The organism is Mesorhizobium sp. C120A, from assembly GCF_030323105.1.
Lineage (GTDB): Bacteria > Pseudomonadota > Alphaproteobacteria > Rhizobiales > Rhizobiaceae > Mesorhizobium.
This window is the reverse complement of record NZ_CP100476.1, coordinates 2,260,318-2,282,194: the sequence shown is the minus strand read 5'-3', so window position 1 is coordinate 2,282,194 and position 21,877 is coordinate 2,260,318. Positions and strand designations below refer to the sequence as shown.

Here is a 21,877-nt window from a genome sequence, read left to right as displayed (position 1 = left end):
CGGGTCGATGCGACATGAGAGGCGCCGCAGCTGTTTGCGGTTGCGCCGACCCCTCTGGAGATATCTGGCCATGGCCTTTCTTGCCGACGCCCTTGCCCGCGTAAAGCCTTCCGCCACCATCGCGGTGACGCAGAAAGCCCGCGAGCTGAAAAATGCCGGCCGCGACATTATCGGCCTCGGCGCCGGCGAACCGGATTTCGACACGCCCGACAACATCAAGAATGCGGCGATCGAGGCGATCCGCCGCGGCGAGACCAAATACCCGCCGGTTTCGGGCATCGCGCCGCTGCGTGAGGCGATCGCGAAAAAATTCAAGCGCGAGAACAATCTCGACTACAAGCCCGAGCAGACCATTGTCGGCACCGGCGGCAAGCAGATCCTGTTCAACGCCTTCATGGCGACGCTGAACCCAGGCGACGAGGTCATCATCCCCCGCCCCTATTGGGTCAGCTATCCCGAAATGGTGGCGATCTGCGGCGGCACCTCGGTGTTCGCCGATACTTCGATCGACAATGGTTTCAAGCTCACTCCCGCCGTGCTGGAAAATGCGATCACGCCGAAGACCAAATGGCTGTTGATGAACTCGCCGTCGAACCCGTCCGGCGCCGCATACACGGAAGCCGAGCTGCGCGCGCTGGCCGACGTGCTCTTGAAGCATCCGCATGTCTGGACACTGACCGACGACATGTACGAACACCTGACCTATGGCGACTTCGTCTTCAGGACGATCGCCGAGGTCGAGCCGAAACTCTACGAGCGCACGCTGACCATGAACGGCGTCTCGAAAGCCTACGCCATGACCGGCTGGCGCATCGGCTATGCCGCGGGTCCCGTCCAGTTGATCAAGGCGATGGACATGATCCAGGGCCAGCAGACCTCGGGCGCCTGCACCATCGCGCAATGGGCCTCGGTCGAGGCGCTCAACGGCCCGCAGGATTTCGTCGCCAGGAACAAGGCGATCTTTCAGGGCCGTCGCGACCTCGTCGTGTCGATGCTCAACCAGGCGCGGGGCATAACCTGCCCGTCGCCGGAAGGCGCCTTCTATGTCTACCCGTCCTTCGCCCAGCTGATTGGCAAGAAGACCAAAGCCGGCAAGATAATCGACACCGACGAGACTTTCTGCTCCGAATTGCTCGAAGGCGAGGGTGTCGCAGTGGTGTTCGGCTCGGCCTTCGGCCTCGGCCCCAACTTCCGCATCTCCTACGCGACGTCGGAGACGCTGCTGGAGGAAGCCTGCACGCGCATCCAGCGGTTCACGGCATCGCTGACCTGATCAGGCTCCGAGACATGAAACCGGCCTTTCGAGCCGGGTTTTTGTCAAGAGCAGACCTCAGCCGCCATACTGCTCGCTCGTGACCGCTTCCATCCAATCTGCGTGGACGCCGTCCAGCGCTTCCTGCATGGCGACGTGGGTCATTGTCGTCTTTGGACCCGCGCCGTGCCAGTGCTTCTCGCCCGGCTCGAACGAGATGACGTCGCCCGCCTTGATCTCCTGGATCGGCCCGCCCCATGCCTGCGCAAGGCCGGCGCCCGCAGTGACATAAAGCGTCTGCCCCAGCGGATGCGTGTGCCAGTGGGTACGCGCACCGGGCTCGAAGCTGACCAGCGTGGCTCTGAGCCGGGCCGGCGCTTCCTTCTCGATGATGGGCGTCTGCAGCACGCGGCCGGTGAAATACTGGTCCGGCGCGATGATGGTCGGCACGCTGCCGCAGGCAATGATCTTCATCTCTGGTGATCCCTAAGTTTGGCAGAACCTACCCTGCCCCGGTGCCGGCTACCACCCCAGCCGGGGCCAGAACAGGCCGGCACGTACGCGATAGTCCGCGTAGGCTCCGGCCAGCGGCGTGCGCGAAAATTTCTTCTCTTCGTCCAGCGCCGCAAACACATAGAGGATAGCGATCCCGGCGACCGGCACCAACGCCCAGACCGACCAGGTCGCGATCCCCCAGCCGATCCAGAAGACGATGTAGGACGTATAGAAGGGGTGGCGGACATGGCCGTAGGGGCCGTGGGTCAGCAGGCTGTGCGGATCGTCGGGTGCGAAGACGAAGCGCAGCCGCACCTTGCGCGACGTGACGATCGCCCACCAGAACAGGGCAGAGCTCGCCAGTTCGACGGCAAGTCCGGTGAGCTTTGCCGAACCCGGCTGCGATTGGATCCAAAGGGTGGCGAGAAAGAACAGCGCCGTGGCGATGACCGCCGCCGAAATCACCATGGCGCCTGGAGACATCGCCTGCGATTGGAAATGCGCCCGCATCGACCAGACATATTGGCCAAGCATCGCGATGCTGCAGATCGAGACAAGAAGATCGAGGACTGGTTCCATTGTCGGGATTCCGCGCGTGATTGCCATGGAGCCAGCGATCGTGCCGGCTATCTCTTTAGAAATCCTTTCTTAACCACATGTTTAAAGAACATATAGAGCCAGCGATGCGATGTTGGCGGTCAGGCAAATCTCAAGGTCTAATCCAGCATGAGCATCACTCACCGCACCATCCGCACGCCGCAGGCCGACTTGCGCCTCAGCCAGTCGTCTGGGTCCGGCATGCCCATCGTCATGATCCATGGCTCGGGCAGTTCGCGCGCCGTGTTTGCCCGTCAGTTCGATAGCCCGCTTGCCGACGCCCATCGGCTGATCGCCTTCGACCTTCCCGGCCACGGCGAGTCCTCCGATGCCCGGGACCCGGCGACCGCCTATACGATTACCGGCCTTGCCCAGACCACAGCCCGGCTTCTCGACGCTTTGGGCATCGGCCACGCCATCATCTTCGGCTGGTCGCTCGGCGGCCATGTGGCGGTCGAACTGGCCAGCTTTCACCATGCGGTCAGCGGCCTGGTGCTGACCGGAGCGCCGCCGGTGTCGCGGGGGCCGCTTGGCATGCTGCGCGGCTTTCACGCCAACTGGGACATGCTGCTCGCCTCCAAGAAGGTCTACTCCGAACGCGACATCGAGCGTTTTGAGGCTCTGTGCTACGGCGACACCGCCAGTCCGTCTTTCCGCGAAGCCATCAGGCGCACCGACGGCCGGCTTCGCGCCGGCGTGGCGCGCTCCATGTTTGCGGGCAAGGGCGCCGACCAGAAACAGGTGGTCGAGCACGCTCCGTTCCCCGTTGCGGTGATCAATGGCGAGCATGATCCGCTGGTGCGGCTGAGCTATTTCGAGACCGTCGCCTACAGCTCGCTGTGGGAACAGTGCCATGTCATACCAGGCGCCGGCCATGCGCCCTTCTGGGAACGTCCGGACCTGTTCAACCCGTTGCTGTCGCGCTACGCCGAGATGGTGGTGAAGCAGAGTGCAGCCGCCACGCCCACGCGCCGCACTCAGGCAAGCTGAAAATCGCCCGACGGTTCTGATCCCCGGGTCTTGCCTCGGCCGCCTGACGGCGGCGCGATTTCTATTTTCCTTGCCCTCCCGGCTAACCCGTGGGACGATGGGTTGGGCAGGTGGCTAAATGAAAACAACCCCGCCCGCGACGGTCGAACAGGCCGGCCGCCGCTCACGACAGGGTGCGATCGGCGCAAAACCGTTTCCACTTTTGCTGATCGCACTCCAAGGGCAACGCCTGAGTGGAGGTCAGCCATGGGTACTCGCGCCGGAGGACGACGCACGGGACCGAAATGCATTGCCATAGTCGGTCCCTTTGCAAGCGGTAAGACGACACTTCTCGAAGCCATCCTCGCCCGTACGGGCGCCATCCCCCGCCAAAATCCCGTTTCATCGGGAAGCACCGTTTCCGATCATTCGCCCGAGGCGCGGGCGCACGCCATGAGCGTCGAGGCGACCTTTGCCACCACCGAATTCATGGGCGAGCGGATCACCTTCGTCGACTGTCCCGGATCGATCGAATTCTCCTTCGAGGCCGAGCCGGTGCTGGCAGCCTGCGATCTCGCGGTGGTCGTCGCCGAGGCCGACGAGAAGAAGATCCCAGCCTTGCAGCTCATCATGCGCAAGCTCGACGATCTCGGCGTGCCGCGCATCCTGTTCCTCAACAAGGTCGACAAGGCAATTGCCGGCGTACGCGATACGCTGAAGATGCTGCAGCCGACGAGCGCGGCGCCGCTGTTGCTGCGCCAGATCCCGCTGCGCAAGGACAATGTGGTGATCGGTTCGATCGACCTGGCGCTGGAGCGCGCCTACATCTACCGCGAATATGCCGAAAGCCAGGTTGCCGAAATTCCAACTGACGACAAGGCGCGCGAACTGGAGGCTCGCTTCTCCATGCTGGAGACGCTTGCCGACCATGACGACCAGTTGATGGAGCAGTTGCTGGAGGAGATCGAGCCGCCGAAAGACGCGGTCTTCGACGATCTGTCCGCCGACCTGCGCGCCGGCGCCATAACGCCGGTGCTGATCGGCACCGCCGAAAAAGGCAACGGCGTGCTGCGCCTTTTGAAGGCGATCCGCCATGACGCACCGGATGTCGAGGCGACGCGCAAACGGCTCGGCGTCCCCGACGGCAATCACACCGTGGTCCAGGTGATGAAGACCATCCACACCGCGCATGGCGGCAAGCTGTCCGTGTCGCGCGTACTCTCCGGCCAGATCGCCGATGCAGCCGAACTCTATTTGTCGAATGGCGAGACGGCGAAGGTCTCCGGCATCTACAAGATGCTCGGAAAGGACCAGTCCAAGCTCACCGCTGCCAAGGCCGGCGACACGGTGGCGTTGGGCAAGCTGGACGAGGTCAAGACCGGCCAGACGTTGAGCTCCACGAAGGGCGGTATCAAGCCGCTGGTCACGCTGACGCCGCCGCAGCCGGTCTTTGCCTTTGCCCTGCGGCCGAAGGAGCGCAAGGACGAGGTCAAAATGTCGGCGGCCATCCAGCGCCTGGCCGAGGAAGATCCCTCGCTCACCTTGCGCCACAATCAGGACTCGGCCGAGACCGTGCTGTCCGGCCATGGCGAGATGCATCTGCGGGTCGTGCGCGAGCGGCTGGAAGGCAAGAATCAGATTCCGGTCGAAGGCCATGCGCCTGCCGTCCCCTATCGCGAGACGATCCGAAAGACGGTGCAGCAGCGCGGCCGCCACAAGAAGCAGTCCGGCGGCCATGGCCAGTTCGGCGATGTGGTGATCGAGATCAAGCCGCTGCCGCGCGGCTCCGGCTTTCAGTTCTCGGACACCATCACCGGCGGCGTCGTGCCCAAGACCTACATCCAGTCGGTCGAAACCGGCGTGCGCGATTATCTGAAATCCGGCCCGCTCGGCTTCCCTGTGGTCGATGTCGCCGTCAACCTCTCCGACGGCTCCTACCACGCCGTCGATTCCTCCGACATGGCTTTCCAGATGGCGGCCAAGCTGGCCATGAAGGAAGGCATGGCGGCCTGCTCGCCGGTGCTGCTCGAGCCGGTCATGAAGGTCGAGATCGTCACGCCGTCCGAAGCCACTTCGAAGATCATCGCGCTGATCCCGCAACGGCGCGGTCAGATCCTTGGCTACGACGCGCGGCCTGACTGGCCGGGATGGGATGTCGTGGAGGCGACCATGCCGCAGGCCGAGATCGGCGACCTGATCATCGAACTGCGCTCGGCGACCTCCGGCGTCGCCAGCTATCGTTGCGCCTTCGATCACATGGCCGAGCTGACCGGACGGTTGGCCGACGAGGCGATGAACGCCAACGGCAAGGCTGCCTGACAGGCCGAAGGATGATCCGCACAAAAAACGGCGCCCGGATGATCCGGACGCCGCTCTTATTGCGGACCGTCTTCTTGGGAGGAAAACGGCAGGTCCGCCGCACGTATCCGCCGCGCCATACGGCACTGACAGACGAATAGGTTCGGACGCGGTAGCCGCCTGAGCCCGGATCTTCCGAGTGATGCCCCCATCTCCCGGTCGAACCACACCGCGTCCTATGATCTGCTTAAACGATGAATCACGCCTGCGGCATGTTACCTGAGGTTACATGTCACTGTTACGCGGCGATTTTGCTCGATTTTTCGCTGGCTACGGCAGGCCCGGAAACAAAAAAGCCGGATCAATGAAGATCCGGCTGAGTTTGATTGGAAGTGCCTGTTAAGGCTAACCTCCAGAGGGGAACACTCGAGGGCGCTAATGGGAGGAGAACGCACCCAGGAGATGATCTATATATGTGCTGTTCATGCCCAAGAAACAAGCATCTATTTTGCAACACACGCATGCAAAAAGGTACAGGCTGTGGTCTAACCCATGTCTAGGGGCCATAGGACCACGAAAAGTTGCCAAATGAATGGCGCGACCATGCTGTTGCCTTCGCAGAACCGCAAGTCGGGCTGATTCTCGCGCTCGCGGGCAAAAAGCCGAATGACGTTGAATCGGGCACCAGGCGTTTATTTTTGCGGCAGCGGGATGGGAAGGGTCGGCCGGAAGAAGGGAGACCTGACATGCGGACACCCCAGGCGATCGCCGGCAGCGCGGTCTTCTTCATCGCCGCACCTTGTGTCGTCGCCGGGCTGGTGCCCTGGCTGCTCACGGACCGCTACCGTCTGCCGCTGTCGACGGTGCCCGGCTTCGTGCCGGCCGGCTCCATCCTGATTGTCGCGGCCATCGCCCTGCTCGTCCAGTCCTTTGCCCGCTTCGCGCTCGAAGGCCTCGGCACGCCGGCGCCTGTCGCGCCCACCGAGAGACTGGTGATCGGCGGCGTCTACCGCCATGTCCGCAACCCGATGTACGTCGCCGTGCTGTCGATCATCCTCGGCCAGGCGTTGCTGTTTTCAAGCTGGAGCGTCGCTGCCTATGCCGCCATCGGCGCGATCGTCATGGGCTCTTTCGTCAGGTTCTATGAGGAGCCGACTCTCGCCCGCCGCTACGGTGGCGAATACGAGACCTACCGCCGCAATGTTCCCGGCTGGCTGCCACGGCTGACGCCTTGGCGGGGGTGACCAGCACCTCCCAAGGGCATGTTTAAAATGACCAGCTGCGCGCTTTGGCGATGATGAAGTCGCGGAAGACGTGCAGCTTGGCCTGGTTCTTCATTGCATCGGGATAGGCGAAATAGGTGTCGAAGGACGGCACCTCGGTCTCCGGCAAAAGCTGCACCAGATCCGATTCCTTGGAGATCACGTAGTCGGGCAGCATGGCGATGCCGGCGCCGCCCTGCACGGCGCGCTTGATCGACAAGATGTCGTTGATCTGCAGCGTCGGCACCCTTTGCCCACCGTCGAAATCGCCGATCGTTTCCAGCCAGTTCAGCTCCGACAGATGCGACGGCACCGGCACACCGAAAGTGACGATGCGATGGTTCTTCAGATCGGCGACCGAGGTCGGCTTGCCGTGCTTGCCGACATAGGACGGCGAGGCATAGAGGTGGAAATGCACAGTGAACAGGCGGCGCTGGATCAGGTCCGGCTGCTGCGGCTGGCGCAGACGGATCGCGCAATCCGCCTGGCGCATGGTGAGGTCGAGTTCCTCATTGGCGAGGATCAACTGCAGGCTGATTTCGGGATAGAGCTCGATGAACTCCTGCACCCGTTCGGTCAGCCAACCGGCGCCAAGCCCGACTGTCGTCGTCACCCTGAGCACGCCTGAGGGACGGTCCTTTGCCTCGGTCAGCTTCGACTTGATGGTCTCCAGCTTCATCAGCACGTCATGCGCCGTGCGGAACAGCATTTCGCCCTGCTCGGTCAGCACTAGGCCGCGGGCATGGCGATTGAACAGCGGCACCCCGACGTCATGCTCGAGCGCGCTGACCTGGCGTGAAATCGCCGATTGCGACAGGTGCAAAGTCTCGGCGGCATGGGTAAACGACCCAGCCTCCGCCGCTGCGTGAAACACGCGAAGCTTGTCCCAGTCCAACGCCATTGAATTCCCCTCGTTCTGTTCTTGGCGTCTGAATGAAAAATCAGGCTTTTGAACGGCTTGCGACGCCGTCTTGATAGATTTTATTCCGCCGCTTCGCGGTGCACCTCGATGCCGGCCAGGTATTTTTCCGCCTCGAGCGCGGCCATGCAGCCGAGCCCGGCGGCGGTCACCGCCTGACGGTAGATGTCGTCGGTTACGTCACCGGCGGCGAACACGCCGGGCACATCGGTGCGGGTCGAATTCGGCGCCGTCCACAGATAGCCGTTCGGCTTCTGCTTCAGCTTGCCGACAAACAATTCCACCGCCGGCGCATGGCCGATCGCCACGAACACGCCGTCCACCTGGAGATGGGTGACCTCGCCGGTCACCGCATTTCTGAGCTTCAGCCCTTCGACCGAAGGCGGCAGCGGCGTCTTGCCGGGCCGGCCGGTGATCTCGTCGACGATCGTGTCCCAGATGACTCGGACATTGTCCTTTTTCAACAGCCGCTCACGCAGGATGCGCTCGGCGCGGAAATCGTTGCGCCGGTGGATGACGGTCACGCTCTTCGCCAGATTGGAGAGATAGAGCGCCTCCTCCACCGCCGAATTGCCGCCGCCGATGACAGCGACATCCTTGCCGCGATAGAAAAAACCATCGCAGGTGGCGCAGGCCGACACGCCGAAGCCCATGAAGGTCTGTTCGGTGGGGATGCCCAGCCATTTCGCCTGCGCGCCGGTGGCAATGATCAGCGCGTCGGCCGTGTAGGTGGTGCCGGAATCGCCCGTGGCGCGGAACGGCCGCACATTGAGGTCAACCTCGGTGATGATGTCGTTGACGATGTCAGTGCCGACATGCTCGGCCTGCTTCAGCATCTGCTCCATCAGCCACGGGCCCTGGATCGGATCGGCGAAGCCCGGATAGTTTTCGACATCGGTGGTGATCATCAGCTGCCCGCCCTGCTGCAAGCCTGCTACGAGCATCGGCTTGAGCATGGCGCGCGCGGCGTAGACTGCGGCGGTATAGCCGGCCGGGCCGGAACCGATGATAAGGACAGGCGCGTGCTTGGTGGTCATCTAAAGCCTCTGCGGGGCAGACAATCGAGTGTGCCTTGGAAAACGACGTGAAATGTTGCTGGTAATGTAAGGGTTGCCAACCACACCAGCAAGACGATCAGGCCGTCGTCCCCGGAAAGCTTCGGCCTACAGGCTTATTCGCGCAATGGCCGCTTTCGTTACGGTTGCGAAATCGCCCGACCAAAGGGCTGGCATCGACACAAAAGTCGTTTAAGGACGAGAGCGCGAAAGATTCTTGCGCTAAGCCGAGACCGCCATGCCCCTGAAAGCCGACCTCGATGCCATCGACTGGAAGATTCTGCGCGAGCTTCAGGCCGACGGGCGCATGACCAATGTCGAACTGTCGAGCCGTGTCGGCATTTCCGCCCCGCCCTGCCTGCGCCGTGTCCGGCGGCTGGAGGAAACCGGCATCATCAGAGGCTATCGCGCCTTGCTCAACGCGCCGGCGCTCGGCATGGATGTCGTCGCCTTCTGCCTGATCGGCCTGCATCACCAAGCCGACGCGGAGCTCAAAGCTTTCGCCGAGCGCACTCGCGGCTGGCCGATCGTGCGCGACGCCTGGATGGTCTCGGGCGAATCCGACTTCCTGCTGCATTGCGTGGCGAGCGATCTCGGCACGTTCCAGACCTTCGTCATTGACGAACTGGCCTCGGCCCCCAATGTCGACACGGTGCGCACCGCGCTGACCATCCGCCGCGTCAAGGACGAAGGGCTGGTGGCGTTCAGCGCCTGATAAGCGAGATTAACTTCGAAAAAGCATGTGCGACGCCGACCAAGACATACCCCAACAGACACACTGCTACCTCTCCGACAACTGGCAAAAGAATGAAGCCGTCGCCAGGGCCGGGGCTCTCACCAGGGGACATCTCCGGCAAAGCTAAAAAGCCTAGCAAAATAGGTGAGCAGCAAGCCAGACGAATGTGATGACTTGCGGCAACCATTTGAGACGGAAAATGTTTTTTGACGCGAGAAACGCCGCGCCGATCACAATTATGTTGACGACGAATATGAGCCAGAAAGCGAATTCTGGCGCCGAAATCGTAGGGTATTCCGGGTCAGATTGCGTGAACATGAGCGGCCAAGGTTGAATATGCCATCCGGTTTCAGCTACGGAATCGGGAGTACTTTGACCCACCCTGCCAAGGGCAGGATCTGCTACCTGCGCTCCACCGTGAGAACAACAGGCAATCCCCAGGGCACATCTAGCGGTGCTTGAAGCAGTGAGACGTCGCCATCTGCGACCTGGGCTTCCCACTTGGCATAGTGTTTCAACCGGTAGTTCCCGGAGCGGACGCTGAGGCAGGCAACAGGCCCGCCATCGAGGTTTAGCGCCGTCTTGAGATCGAGGTCGGTCTGCAACAGGAAGTTTGCTAGCCGGTCCAGCGAGAAGAAAGCGTCCTTGGTCGAACCGACGATGATCCAGCCCTGACGATCTTCCGCGATAAAGGTGCGGTTGGCCAACCAGTTGCTCTTGGCGCGTACATTGTTGCGGCCGTCCTCACCGACAAGCAATGGATAGGAAACCATAGCGTTTTCGGCATTCTCCGTGACTGCGCGCCAGTCACGTGAATTGAGATCGACCACATGCGTGCCGGAGGCATTCACGAACCAGGCGCCGGCCTTCGCATCGTATTCATCCGGCCCGAGCCTCGCACCCATGCTGACAAAGGGCGTGTCGGCTTCGCCCTTCAGTCCGAAATAACTGCCATTGACGATCAGAACGGTGCCGCCTGTGCCTTGTGGATTGAGTGCCGCTTCCCACTGGTCGATGTCCTTGGCACCACTGGGCTCGTTACGGGCAACGAAACGGAATTTGGCTGGATCGAAACGGTTGAGATAGAGCCGGTCAATTTCACGGTCGCCCGCCATGACGGGGAGTTCTCTGACCTGAAATCCAGGCTCGGTTTCATTCCATGAGCTGGCTCCAGCGGTCACATCAGGAATTTCCGACTTCAACGCAAGCTGCATGGCAGGCGAGAGACGCGCATCGTCGGGTGCAACGGCGATCCAGTAGCTTCCGCCGCGGCGAAGAAGTGCATTGAGCCCATACACGCCGTGTTTTTGCCAGACATACCCCACGGCTGAAAGCACAGCCAATATCAACAAGACAACGGCAACAGAGATTGCTTTCTTCAATGAATTCCCCTCGTTCTTCGATGGAATGACATCTGCAAATTTCTTGCTTGAATGATGTCTGATCTCTGCAGTTTTTCCGCAAAAGAGCGTGGTGCTTTCCTGGGGAATAGCGTCAAAGCAAAGAAATGGATCGGCTCGCCGTTTCTGCGAAACGGTGAAACGCTCAAGCTAACCCATTGAGATTGCGTCGCAACAGATCCGGAGAGCTAAATCAGTCTCGATCCGAGCGACTCGACAGCCCTCAAAAGCCCTTCCAGATCATCGGGGTTGCGCAGCGGCAGAACCTCGAAGCCCGGCTCATTACTTCCCTCGCCATCCACCAGCCAGCCGCGCGGCAGGCCGGCACGTTGTCCGGCCTGCATATCCGCGGGATTGTCGCCGACGATCAGCGAGCGTTTGAGATCGAGGCCGAGGCGCTGCCGGGACTGTAGCAGCATGCCCGGATTGGGCTTGCGCATCGGATGGTCGGCGACCGCCAGCGGACCGCTGCCCGCCTCGTGGTACGCGCAGGCCAGAACCATGTCGACGAAGGCATCGCCGGCGGCAAGCAGCTTGAGAACCCGGCCGTTGACCGCGGCAAATTCCTTCCAGCCGAAATAGCCGCGCGCGACGCCTGACTGGTTGGTGACGATGACCACCGGGATATTGCCCCGGTTGGCGGCGGCGATGACCGGCACGATGCTGTCGCGCAGCGCCATTTTGGCTGGATCGTCGGGATAGCCGGTGTCGACATTGATGGTGCCGTCGCGGTCGAGGAACAGCGCCGGCGCGTTGGCTGGAAACACCCGCGAACCTACCCGCTCAACCCACAGGCCGGGCTCAGCCAGCGGGTATGGACCGTAGGCCCCGGTGTCAGCCATTCGACAGACGGTCTTCCACCACCTCGCAGAGATAGTGGTAGAGGCAGAGATGTCCCTGCTGGATGATCGGCGTCGAGGTCGAGGGCACGTTGAGCAGTATGTCGGTGAGCGGCTTGAGTTTGCCACCGCTGTCGCCGGTGAGGCTGACCACCGTCATGCCCATCATCCGAGCCTGTTCGGCGGCAGCCAGAATGCTCGGCGAATTGCCGCTGGTCGAGATGGCAAGCAGCACGCCGCCGGGCGCGCCATGCGCCTCGACCTGGCGCGAAAACACGGTGTCGAAGCCATAGTCATTGCCCCAGGCGGTCAGCATGCCCGCGTTGGCCGGCAGCGCAATCACATTGTAGGCCTTGCGCTCCTTAAGGAAGCGGCCGACCAGTTCGGTGGCAATGTGGATGGCGTCGCTGGCCGAGCCGCCATTGCCGCAGACCAGCAGCGCCTTGCCCGAGGAAAGCGCGGCGACGACCGCACTCACAGCACGTTCCATCTCGGCGGTCAGGTCACGCTCGACTGTCGCGGTGATCGCGGCCGCCGAGCGGACCAGATAGTCATTCAGTCCGGACATGAAATCCCTCAGTTGGTACCGCCGCCGGCGCGCAATTTGCCGATCGTGCCGGTGGTGCTCTTGCCGGCGACAAGGTCGACCAGGACGACGCGCCCGCCCGCCTTCTGCACCACATCGGCGCCGACAACGGTTTCGACCGTGTAGTCGGCGCCCTTGACCAGAATGTCGGGCAGAAGCGCCTCGATCAGCGCCAGCGGCGTATCCTCTTCGAACACCACGACCGCATCGACCGAGGCCAGGGCGGCGAGCACGCAGGCACGATCATGCTGATCGTTGACGGGGCGCCCGGCGCCTTTCAACCGACGCACCGAGGCATCGCTGTTGAGGCCGAGCACCAGCCGGTCGCACTGGCTGCGCGCCGCGTGGAGAAGACTGACATGGCCGGCATGCAATATATCGAAGCAGCCATTGGTGAAGCCGACGCTCAGGCCCTCGTCCTTCCACGCCGCCACCATGCGCGCGGCCGATGCGGCATCGAGGATGGCGTCCTTATGGGCGGTGGGGCCGTGCGAGCGGAACAGCGCGCCGGTGAGTTCCTCCACGGTCAGCCGCGCGGTGCCGCGTTTGCCCACCACCACACCGCCGGCGGCATTGGCGATGGAGGCGGCCATGACGCGATCGGCGCCCGCGGCCAGAGCCAGCGCGAAGCTCGCGATTACCGTATCGCCGGCGCCCGAAACGTCGAACACTTCGCGCGCCTGGGTGGCGATGTGGCGCGCCTCATCCGCGCCGACGACGCTCATGCCCTTTTCGCTGCGGGTGGCGACGACGAAGTCGAAGCCATGTGCCGAAATCAGCTGGCGTGCCGCCGCGACGATCTCGTCGTCGGCGAAAACCGGGCGACCGACAGCTTCGCCAAGCTCCTTGCGGTTGGGCGTGATGGCGGTCGCGCCGGCATAGCGCGCATAGTCGCGGCCCTTGGGATCGACCAGCACCGGTTTTCCCGCCTCGCGGCAGATGGCGATCAGGTCGGCGGCAACGCCGTCGAGCAAGATGCCCTTGCCATAGTCGGACAGAATGACGATGTCGGCGCGCGTGAGTGCGGCGCGAAAATGCCGGACCAGGTCCGCCCGTTCCTTGTCGTCGAGCGGCTTGATCTCTTCCTCATCGAAGCGCAGCACCTGCTGATTGAGCGCGCTGAAGCGGCTCTTCGACGACGTCATGCGACCGCGCTCCTGCGCCATATCAGCCGTATCGGCGCCGAGTTCGCGCAGCATGCGCACCAGATTGTCGCCGGCCACATCGGTGCCGATCACCGATATGGGAATAGCGCTGGCACCCAGCGAGACGATGTTGGCGACAACGTTGCCTGCGCCGCCCATCGTCGAGGTCTCGCCGCGCCCGTGCAGCACCGGGATCGGCGCTTCCGGCGAGATGCGCTCGATGACGCCGTTGACGAAACGGTCGAGGATGAAGTCGCCGACCACCAGCACGGCAACGTCGCCAAAGCGGGCAATGGCGCGGTGCAAAGGTTCGGGCGAAGGCGGATTGTGCTTGATCATGTCACTGGCAATGCGAGGGAAAGGCCGACCTCAATCACGCTGAAAATTGTCAATTTACGGGCCGGATCGTTCATGGCGAAGCCGATATACCGCAAATCCGCGCAGCGCAACGTCAGGGCGGCCGTCAGCTCTTCTGCAACGCGACGTGGACGCCCAGTCCGACCAGCACCGCCCCGCCCGCCCTCTGCATGATGCGCTGCGCACGGCTGGAGCGCTTCAGCCGGGCGATCACCATGCCTGCCAGCAACACGCAGACAATATCTGCCGAAGAGAACATTAAATTGACGATGGTGCCCAGCACGACGAATTGCAGCCACACCGGGAAACCCGCCGAGGCATCGATGAACTGTGGCAGGAACGCCATGAAGAAGATCGCCGTCTTCGGATTGAGCACTTCGACGGTGATGCTCTCGAAAAATGCCCGGCGCGCCGATTTGCGCTCGATCGCCGGCAGCGCCGTGTCACCGTCCCCGCGCTTGCGGAACAAGGACACGCCAAGCCAGATCAGATAGAGCGCGCCGATGAGCTTGACCGCCATGTAGAGCGGCGGCACCGCATGGAAGAGCACCGACAGCCCGGCGGCAGCCGCAAAGACATGGAAATAACCGCCAAGATGGATGCCAAGTGCCGCCGTCAGCCCCGACCAGCGCCCGCGCGCCATGGTCTGCGCGGCGGCATAGAGCATCGCCGGTCCTGGAATATAGGCAAAGATCGCCGTGGTGGCGAAAAACGCAATGAGCAGTTCGGTCGACGGCATTTTTTGTCCCCTAGCTTGCGGGCCTCGAATAAAGCGGGCCGCTTCGCGGTCTCACTGTGGCGTCGTGGTGCTTCATCGACAGTACGCTTGGCCTCCCTTATAAGGACCGGAATCGCAAGCAACCAGAGGCCTTCATGATCATCGTCACGGGCGGGGCCGGCATGATCGGCTCCAACATCGTCGCCGCACTCAATGCCGAAGGCCATGATGACATCCTCGTCGTCGACGACCTCACCGACGGCCACAAGATCGCCAACCTGGCCGATTTGCAGATAGCCGACTATCTCGACAAGGACGAATTCTTGGCCACCTTGGAAGCCGGGGACCTAGGCCGCGTCGAGGCCGTCTTCCACCAGGGCGCCTGCTCGACCACCACGGAATGGAACGGCAAGTTCATGATGGACGTGAACTACGCCTTCTCAAAGCGCTTGCTGCATGGCTGTCTTTCGCTGCGCATACCGTTCCTCTATGCCTCCTCGGCTTCCGTCTACGGCGGCGGTTCGGAGTTTCGCGAGGATCCCGCACTTGAGCGGCCGCTCAACGTCTACGCCTATTCGAAGAAACTATTCGACGACTATGTCAGGCGCACCGTGTTCGACACCGATCATTCGCAGGTCGCGGGCCTGCGCTACTTCAACGTCTATGGCCCGCGCGAGGCGCACAAGGGCGCCATGGCCTCGGTCGCCTTCCATCTGTTCAATCAGGTCGGGCGCGGCGAAAACCCAAAGCTGTTCGGCGCCCATGACGGCTTCGGCCCCGGCGAACAAAGCCGCGACTTCATTCACGTCGGCGATGTCGCCGACGTCAATCTGTGGCTGTGGAAGCGCGGCTCGAGCGGCATCTTCAACTGCGGCACCGGCCGCGCCCAGCCGTTCCGCGCCATTGCCGAGACCGTGATCGATACGCTGGGCCAGGGCGAGATCGAGTTCATCGAATTCCCCGATCACCTCAAGGGCAGCTACCAGAGTTTTACCCAGGCTGATATGTCCCGCTTGCGCGCAGCCGGCTATAATGGGCAATTCCGCAGCGTGGAAACCGGCGTCAGAGACTATGTCGAATGGCTGAAAGCCCAACGATCCTCGTGATCGGCCCACGCTGGGTGGGCGATATGGTCATGGCGCAGTGCCTGTTTTCAGCGCTGAAGGACGTCCATCCCAACGCCGCCATCGACGTGCTGGCCCCGGCCTGGGCGGCCCCGCTGGTCAAGCGCATGCCCGAGATTCGCCAGCAGATCGATTTCCCGCTGCAACCGGGCGCGCTCGAATTCACCATTCGCCGCCGCTTCGGCCGCCTGCTGCGCGGCCGCTACGACATGGCCTACGTCCTGCCGGGCAGCTGGAAATCGGCGCTGATCCCGTTCTTTGCCCGCATCCCCCGCCGCTTCGGCAATCTCCGGGAAATGCGCTACGGCCTGCTGACCGACATCGTGCCGCTGCCCGATGCCGTCAAACGGCGCACCGCGCAGGCCTATTTTGGCCTCGCCCAAGGCGGACATTTCCGGCCGCCGCGGCTCACCGTCGACGCCGGCAATCAGAAAGATCTGCTCGCTCGCTTCGCAGTGCAGCCGGGAAATTCGTCGCCATGATGCCCGGCGCCGAATTCGGTCCGGCCAAACGCTGGCCTAGCGAAAGCTATGCCGGCCTCGCCGGAGAGATGATGGCGAAAGGATTCAAGGTCGCGTTGTTCGGCTCGAAGAACGATCGCGACGTCACCGCCGAGATCGCAGCACTCGCGCCCGGTGTCGTCGATCTGGCAGGAAAGACACGGCTGGAGGACGCCATCGACCTGATCGCCGCGGCCAGGCTGGCGGTGTCCAACGACAGCGGGCTGATGCATGTCGCGGCCGCCGTCGGCACACCGGTCGTTGCCGTCTACGGTTCGACCTCGCCGGAAAACACGCCGCCGTTGGCTGAACAGCGCGAACTGATCTGGTTGCATCTGTCCTGTTCGCCCTGCCACCGGAAGATCTGCCCGCTCGGCCACCTCAACTGCCTGAAGACGCTGGACGTTGCCCAAGTGGCAGCGGCGGCGGACAGGTTGCTGGAACTCCCGGCCGCCGCATGAAGGTTTTGATCGTCAAGACCTCCTCGATGGGCGACGTCACCCACACCTTCCCCGCCGTCGAAGATGCACGCCGCAAGCGCCCCGATATCGCCTTCGACTGGTGCGTCGAAGAAGCCTTTGCCGCCATCGTCGCGCTGCATCCGGCGATAGCAAAGATCCATACCGTCGCCATCCGGCGCTGGCGCAAGCATCTGTTCAACGCCGGCACATGGCGGGAGGCGACAAGCTTGCGCCGCGCTCTGCAAGCAGGCGAGTACGACCTCGTCATCGATGCTCAGGGGCTGCTGAAATCGGCCCTGGTGGCGAAACAGGCAGCGGCACCAATCGCAGGTTTCGACCGCGCGAGCGCGCGGGAGCCCTTGGCAACGTTGTTTTACCAGCGCAAATACGCCGTGCCGCGCAACCTGCACGCCATCGAACGCACGCGCCGGCTGTTCGGGCTGGCGCTCGGCTACGAGCCCGACCTTTCGACCCTGGCATCCGGGATTGTGCCGCCTCCGGGCCGCCTGGCCGGCATCGACGGCAAGACGGCCTTCCTGCTGCACGGCACCAGCCGCGAAGACAAGAAATGGCCCGCCGAAGACTGGATCGAAACCGCTCGCCTGCTGGTTGGTACCGGAATGACGCCGGTCACCACCTGGTCGAACGAGCGTGAGAAGGCGGTCGCCGAGGCAATCGCGAAAGCCGTGCCGTCAACGATCGTGGTGCCGAGATCGCCGCTGGCAGACATCGCCGCGATCCTTGGCCGCTCGACGCTGGTTATCGGCGCCGACACCGGTCTGACCCACCTCGCCAGCGCCTTCGGCCTGCCGACGGTCGCGGTGTTCCTGGCGACCGAGCCGGGTTTGACCGGCCCGCGCGGGCAATATGCCTCAACGTTGCTGGCCGCATCGGGGGAGCGCCTCGTGCCGGCACAGGTGGTGTCGGAAGCAGAAAAGCTATTAGCCCTTAAGCTCCAAGCTGCGGCATAGGACCTTCCAGAAATTCTGAGGTGCTAGATAAATTGCACCTGGACGATCTCGTAACCCCTGGCGCCGCCAGGTGCGTTGACCTCAATCGCGTCGCCGACTTCCTTGCCGATCAGCGCACGGGCAATCGGCGAGGAGATCGAAATACGGCCCGATTTCACGTCCGCTTCCTGGTCGCCGACGATCTGGTAGGTCTTCTTTTCCTCGGTGTCCTCGTCGACCAGCACCACCGTGGCGCCGAACTTGACCTTGTCGCCGCTAAGCTTGGTGACGTCGATCACCTCGGCCCGAGCAATATAGTCTTCCAGTTCGTTGACACGGCCCTCATTGAGGCTCTGCGCCTCTTTGGCGGCATGATATTCGGCATTTTCGGACAGGTCGCCATGCGAGCGCGCTTCGGAGATCGCCTCGATGATACGCGGCCGCTCTTGCTGCTGGCGCCAGCGCAGTTCTTCCTTCAATGACGCGAACCCCTCGCCTGTCATCGGGACCTTGTTCATGATGCCTGACCTTTCCTGCCGCCACCCCCGCATTTCGGGGAAAGCCTTGTCGATGGGTATAAAAAGAAAACGGGTCCGGCAGCCTCGGGCTAACGGAACCGTTTCACCGCAATTTTCCCCAATATAGCGATCCTCGCGCGTTTTTCACGCTGAAAAAGCAGGCTTTTTGAAAAATCATGAGCCGATTGTCCAATTGTCGTTACGGCACGTGCAGCGTGTTGCAGTGGCGACAACAAAAAACCGACTGCGATTGCTCGCAGCCGGCCCAGAGAAGCCGTTGGGGTGGGGTCAGCTTCTCATGAAATGGCGGATCTGTTCGGCCAGCATGCCGTATTCGCGGGAACCTTTGCCGGTCCGCTTCTCGATCTCGGCCAGCTGCTCCTGGGCGCCGGCCAGGTCGCCGATCTGCAGATGGGCCTCGCCGAGATATTCGCGCACCAGCGTGTAATCCGGGTTGATGCGCAGCGCTTCCTCGTAATAGCCGAGGCCGACGGTGACACGGCCGGAATGGCGATGCGAATAGCCGAGATAGTTGAGGATGCGCGGATCCTGCTTGTTGGCGGCAAGGCTGAGCACGGCAATCGCCTCATCATAACGCCCGGCCATGGCCAGGTCGTGACCAGCATCGTAGATGTTGTCGTCGTCCAGCATGCCGTACTTCGGCGCGACGCATTTCTGCTTTTTCTTGTCCCAGACCTGCCCCTTCTTGCACTGGGTGGTGGTCTCGGTACCACCGCCACCGCCGCCGGCCGCAAACACCGGAACCGCAAAGAACTGCAGCGCCACAAGCGCCGCAGCCGCCTGGATCAACACTCTTTTATGCATCGAAGCCTCCTTGAGGGATAATGACGATCTTGAGGGAAAATGACGATAATGAAAAGCTAACGCCGGGATGCAGACTTTTCATCCCGGAAACCCGCAGCCGCCGAAACTATTTGTGCGGCCGTGCCTAACCTGAATTCGGTCAAAGGCGGGAGCCAGGGATCAGAACATGACGTGACGCGCGCTGCAAATCCGCTATCATTCGGGAAATGATCAGCGGGGGTGCCCGAGAGTGCAACAGCGCCGTGAGCGGGAATGGGAGCTATCGATCGGCCCGGACACCGTGCGCCTGTTCATTCTCAAGGCAAAGGGACTGAGTGCTGCCGTCAACGAAGACTATGCCGACGGTGCCGAGCATGAGGTCGAGCTCGATGGTGAATCACATGCCAATCACCACCATGACGGTCTGGCGGAGGAAAGCGCGGAAGACCTCACCGAGGAAGAGCTGCGCGAGCTGATCAACGACCTCAACGTTGACGAAGCGGCCGAGTTGATCGCGCTGGCCTGGGTCGGCCGCGGCGACTATGACGCTGCGGAATGGTCCGATGCGGTTGCCGCCGCGCGCGACCGCGCCAACAAGCGCACGGCGAAATACCTGCTCGGCATGCCGCTTTTGGCCGACTGGCTGGAAGAAGGGCTGGAAGCGATTGGCGCGTAACGGCGTGGTTACCGTTCGTGATGGGCCGCAGGCAACCTCCGGGCGCTCGCGCCGTTGAGGACGATGGGGTCGCCTGTACTTTCCCGAACATGCAGGGTTGCACTGGTCATGGTCGTCACGGCTCTGCTGCTGACGCCCCTGCTGACGCAAGCCGACGCCAAACAGCGCAAGAAGCATTACACGCCGCTGTCACAGCGGTTGGAGCAGCTGTTTTCACCGCGGGTCGACTCGCATCCTAAGCCGCGCAGCAAGCACCGCCAGAAGCCCAGTCCAAAGCGGCACATCACGCCAAAGCAGGTGGAACAAAAGACCCCGGATAAAAAGCCCTCGCCCGCCGATGTTCCGGTGCAGCCCTCGCGCGTTGTCCCGCTGCCCGAGGCGCGTCCTTCAGAGGCGCCGAAGACCGGCGCGGCACCGATCGAAAAGCAAAAGGCCGAAGGTCCGAACCCCCTTGGCGCGCCCAACCGGTCCAATGACGATCGATTCAACGAAGAAAAGTCCCGTTTTAAAAAGCAGGCGCGGCCCGGACCGTCAGCCCCGAAGCCGTCGACCGATAGGCAAAGCGAGCCCGAGCCGCCGGCCGCGGTGCCGATTCCGACACAAAAGCCAGACACTTCGGAACCTGAAGCTCAGCCGCCGGCCGTTGCCCCGCAACCACCTGAAAAACCCGATGCCGGCGACAAGAAGATGCTGCCCGATGCGCGCTCGGCCGATTTGCCCGATGCAAAAATGCCGGCGGCGGAAGTCGCCTGTCGCGAGCGGCTGACGGCCCTTGGTGTCGAATTCGAGGAGCATAAGGCGGAAAGCAATCCCGACATCGGCTGCTCGATCCCCTATCCCCTGGTGCTGAAGTCGCTCGGAAAATCCATCGCCATCGGACCCACGACCGAACTCAACTGCCCGATGGCCGAGGCGGCAGCCCGCTTTGCCGCCGAAATCATACAGCCGGCGGCGAAAGCCGAGTTCGGAGCCGACCTGAAATCGATCAACCAGGCATCGGCCTTTGTTTGCCGGCCGCGCAACGGCACGCGCCATCTGTCGGAACATGCCTTCGGCAACGCGCTCGATATTGCCAGCTTCACGTTGTCGGATGGCAGAAAGATCGAAGTCGGTCCAACGCCGCCCGAGAAGGACGGCAAATTCCTCAATGCGGTGCGCAAGGCCGCCTGCGGACCGTTCAAGACCGTGCTTGGACCGGGCGCGGACCCGGACCATTCCCTGCATTTCCATCTCGATCTCGAACCGCGCCGGAATGGTGGCACTTTCTGCCAGTAATGGCCCTCCAGTGATCGTCATGCCGGTGATGGTATGGCTGCCGCATTTCGGCCGCAGGCATGAACGGGAACGCTGAGTTTTCCTTTACCCTTGATCGTTAAAATCCCACCGATCAAGGACAGGATCCCGCCCATGGCCGCAATATTTCGCGCCGCGAAGGCAAAAAGCGCAGCGATACTGGCCACCGGTCTTGCGCTGGCCGCCGTTTCGGCTTGCAACACTGGCAGCGTGCTGTCGCTGCAGCCGGCCGTCGATGTCGGCTCGCAGACCGCGGCCGTGCCGCAATATGAAGGCATGCAGAAGCTCGTCCCGTCCAATCCCTATATGACTGCCGCCTATCCGCACATGGACGAGCCGATGTCGGAGTCGGAGCCGCAGCAGATGCCGGCCAGCGAAACCGATTGCCGTGGCGAACTGAAGCGCCTTCGCGTCGTCTACACCGATGTGCAGCCGATCCATGAGGGACAGTGCGGCATAGACTGGCCGGTCAAGGTCTCCGCCATCGGCGGCATCCAGATGAAGCCCGCCGCGACATTGACCTGCGACATGGCCGCAAGTTTCGCCGCCTGGACCAGCAACGAACTGGTTCCCTCCGCCCGCTGGCGCTATTTCTCGGGCGTCAAGACCATCCACCAGGGCTCAAGCTATTCCTGCCGCAACATCGCCGGCGAAGGTGTCCTGTCCGAGCACGGCAAGGGCAACGCCCTCGACGTCATGAGCATCGAGCTCAACAACGGCGACGACATCGACGTGCGCAAGCCCGGCCTGTTTGCCTTCCGCACCCGCGGCTTCCTCAACAATGTGCGTGCCGACGGCTGCCAGTATTTCACCACCGTGCTCGGTCCCGGCTACAATTACGATCACCGCAACCATTTCCATTTCGACATCAAGAACCGCAAAAGCGGCTACCGCGCCTGCCGCTAAGGCGTTTCACCGTTCAG

General features: G+C 62.5%; 21 protein-coding genes and 1 pseudogene. 11 read left to right on the top strand and 11 right to left on the bottom strand.

What is annotated here, in order from left to right:
* The first annotated feature begins 70 nt into the window (after positions 1 to 70).
* Positions 71 to 1,273: a pyridoxal phosphate-dependent aminotransferase gene (locus NL532_RS11215; protein ID WP_023828095.1), complete on the top strand. Its 1,203-nt coding sequence runs from the start codon at positions 71 to 73 to the stop codon at positions 1,271 to 1,273.
* A gap of 57 nt (positions 1,274 to 1,330) precedes the next feature.
* Here NL532_RS11215 and NL532_RS11210 read toward each other — a convergent pair whose 3' ends face one another.
* Positions 1,331 to 1,726, bottom strand: coding sequence for a (R)-mandelonitrile lyase (locus tag NL532_RS11210; RefSeq protein ID WP_023691540.1), 396 nt, complete (start codon positions 1,724 to 1,726; stop codon positions 1,331 to 1,333).
* Positions 1,727 to 1,774: 48 nt separating this feature from the next.
* Positions 1,775 to 2,326 (bottom strand): methyltransferase family protein, encoded by a 552-nt coding sequence (locus NL532_RS11205; protein WP_023683763.1) that lies wholly within the window; start codon positions 2,324 to 2,326, stop codon positions 1,775 to 1,777.
* Between the two features lie 147 nt (positions 2,327 to 2,473).
* On the opposite strand from NL532_RS11205, the gene NL532_RS11200 reads away from it, so the two are divergent.
* The 3 genes from NL532_RS11200 (at position 2,474) to NL532_RS11190 (ending at position 6,855) form a co-directional block, all read left to right on the top strand.
* Positions 2,474 to 3,334, top strand: a complete 861-nt coding sequence (locus NL532_RS11200) for an alpha/beta fold hydrolase (protein WP_023713926.1) — start codon at positions 2,474 to 2,476, stop codon at positions 3,332 to 3,334.
* 246 nt (positions 3,335 to 3,580) lie between these two features.
* Positions 3,581 to 5,632, top strand: a complete 2,052-nt coding sequence (locus tag NL532_RS11195; protein ID WP_023734961.1) for an elongation factor G — start codon at positions 3,581 to 3,583, stop codon at positions 5,630 to 5,632.
* A gap of 725 nt (positions 5,633 to 6,357) precedes the next feature.
* Positions 6,358 to 6,855 (top strand): methyltransferase family protein, encoded by a 498-nt coding sequence (locus NL532_RS11190; RefSeq protein WP_023711177.1) that lies wholly within the window; start codon positions 6,358 to 6,360, stop codon positions 6,853 to 6,855.
* 22 nt (positions 6,856 to 6,877) lie between these two features.
* Here the strand turns inward: NL532_RS11190 and NL532_RS11185 are convergent, their stop codons facing one another.
* A complete protein-coding gene (locus NL532_RS11185; RefSeq protein ID WP_023671970.1) occupies positions 6,878 to 7,774 on the bottom strand; it encodes a LysR family transcriptional regulator in 897 nt (298 codons plus the stop codon).
* Between the two features lie 80 nt (positions 7,775 to 7,854).
* A complete protein-coding gene (trxB, locus tag NL532_RS11180; RefSeq protein WP_023689720.1) occupies positions 7,855 to 8,829 on the bottom strand; it encodes a thioredoxin-disulfide reductase in 975 nt (324 codons plus the stop codon).
* 256 nt (positions 8,830 to 9,085) lie between these two features.
* Here trxB and NL532_RS11175 point away from each other — a divergent pair, with 256 nt between their 5' ends.
* Entirely contained in the window at positions 9,086 to 9,562 is a 477-nt protein-coding gene (locus NL532_RS11175; RefSeq protein WP_023828096.1) for an Lrp/AsnC family transcriptional regulator, read from the top strand.
* Between the two features lie 422 nt (positions 9,563 to 9,984).
* Here NL532_RS11175 and NL532_RS11170 read toward each other — a convergent pair whose 3' ends face one another.
* The 5 genes from NL532_RS11170 to NL532_RS11150 form a co-directional block, all read right to left on the bottom strand.
* A complete protein-coding gene (locus NL532_RS11170; protein WP_245270163.1) occupies positions 9,985 to 10,965 on the bottom strand; it encodes a phosphodiester glycosidase family protein in 981 nt (326 codons plus the stop codon).
* A 206-nt stretch (positions 10,966 to 11,171) separates the two neighbouring features.
* Positions 11,172 to 11,825: a D-glycero-alpha-D-manno-heptose-1,7-bisphosphate 7-phosphatase gene (locus tag NL532_RS11165; protein ID WP_023728202.1), complete on the bottom strand. Its 654-nt coding sequence runs from the start codon at positions 11,823 to 11,825 to the stop codon at positions 11,172 to 11,174.
* On the bottom strand, positions 11,818 to 12,390 hold the full coding sequence (locus tag NL532_RS11160; RefSeq protein ID WP_023671975.1) for a D-sedoheptulose-7-phosphate isomerase: 573 nt from the start codon (positions 12,388 to 12,390) through the stop codon (positions 11,818 to 11,820). Before NL532_RS11160 ends, NL532_RS11165 begins: the two co-directional genes overlap by 8 nt.
* A gap of 8 nt (positions 12,391 to 12,398) precedes the next feature.
* A complete protein-coding gene (gene rfaE1 / locus NL532_RS11155; protein WP_023671976.1) occupies positions 12,399 to 13,892 on the bottom strand; it encodes a D-glycero-beta-D-manno-heptose-7-phosphate kinase in 1,494 nt (497 codons plus the stop codon).
* A 124-nt stretch (positions 13,893 to 14,016) separates the two neighbouring features.
* Positions 14,017 to 14,649: a LysE family translocator gene (locus NL532_RS11150; RefSeq protein ID WP_023671977.1), complete on the bottom strand. Its 633-nt coding sequence runs from the start codon at positions 14,647 to 14,649 to the stop codon at positions 14,017 to 14,019.
* Between the two features lie 134 nt (positions 14,650 to 14,783).
* Between NL532_RS11150 and rfaD the strand changes: the two genes are divergently transcribed.
* The 3 genes and pseudogenes from rfaD to waaC all read left to right on the top strand — a co-directional run bounded on the left by rfaD (position 14,784) and on the right by waaC (position 17,684).
* Positions 14,784 to 15,734, top strand: coding sequence for an ADP-glyceromanno-heptose 6-epimerase (rfaD, locus tag NL532_RS11145; RefSeq protein WP_023683756.1), 951 nt, complete (start codon positions 14,784 to 14,786; stop codon positions 15,732 to 15,734).
* Positions 15,707 to 16,713, top strand: a pseudogene (gene waaF / locus NL532_RS32185) (lipopolysaccharide heptosyltransferase II). The gene rfaD and the pseudogene waaF overlap by 28 nt, the downstream one beginning before the upstream one ends.
* Complete coding sequence (gene waaC, locus NL532_RS11130) at positions 16,710 to 17,684, top strand: lipopolysaccharide heptosyltransferase I (RefSeq protein WP_023828099.1); 975 nt, start codon at positions 16,710 to 16,712, stop codon at positions 17,682 to 17,684. Before waaF ends, waaC begins: the two are co-directional and overlap by 4 nt.
* 23 nt (positions 17,685 to 17,707) lie before the next feature.
* Here the strand turns inward: waaC and greA are convergent, their stop codons facing one another.
* Together greA and NL532_RS11120 are read right to left on the bottom strand one after the other, a co-directional pair.
* Positions 17,708 to 18,181 carry a transcription elongation factor GreA gene (gene greA, locus NL532_RS11125; protein WP_023683753.1) on the bottom strand — a complete coding sequence of 158 codons (474 nt, stop codon included), beginning with the start codon at positions 18,179 to 18,181 and terminating at the stop codon, positions 17,708 to 17,710.
* Between the two features lie 288 nt (positions 18,182 to 18,469).
* Positions 18,470 to 19,006 carry a tetratricopeptide repeat protein gene (locus NL532_RS11120; protein ID WP_023828100.1) on the bottom strand — a complete coding sequence of 179 codons (537 nt, stop codon included), beginning with the start codon at positions 19,004 to 19,006 and terminating at the stop codon, positions 18,470 to 18,472.
* A gap of 229 nt (positions 19,007 to 19,235) precedes the next feature.
* On the opposite strand from NL532_RS11120, the gene NL532_RS11115 reads away from it, so the two are divergent.
* The 3 genes from NL532_RS11115 (at position 19,236) to NL532_RS11105 (ending at position 21,860) form a co-directional block, all read left to right on the top strand.
* Positions 19,236 to 19,661 carry a DUF3775 domain-containing protein gene (locus tag NL532_RS11115; RefSeq protein WP_023683751.1) on the top strand — a complete coding sequence of 142 codons (426 nt, stop codon included), beginning with the start codon at positions 19,236 to 19,238 and terminating at the stop codon, positions 19,659 to 19,661.
* A 198-nt stretch (positions 19,662 to 19,859) separates the two neighbouring features.
* Positions 19,860 to 20,936 (top strand): extensin-like domain-containing protein, encoded by a 1,077-nt coding sequence (locus NL532_RS11110; protein ID WP_023828101.1) that lies wholly within the window; start codon positions 19,860 to 19,862, stop codon positions 20,934 to 20,936.
* Between the two features lie 132 nt (positions 20,937 to 21,068).
* Complete coding sequence (locus NL532_RS11105) at positions 21,069 to 21,860, top strand: extensin-like domain-containing protein (RefSeq protein WP_023701608.1); 792 nt, start codon at positions 21,069 to 21,071, stop codon at positions 21,858 to 21,860.
* Positions 21,861 to 21,877 lie beyond the last annotated feature (17 nt).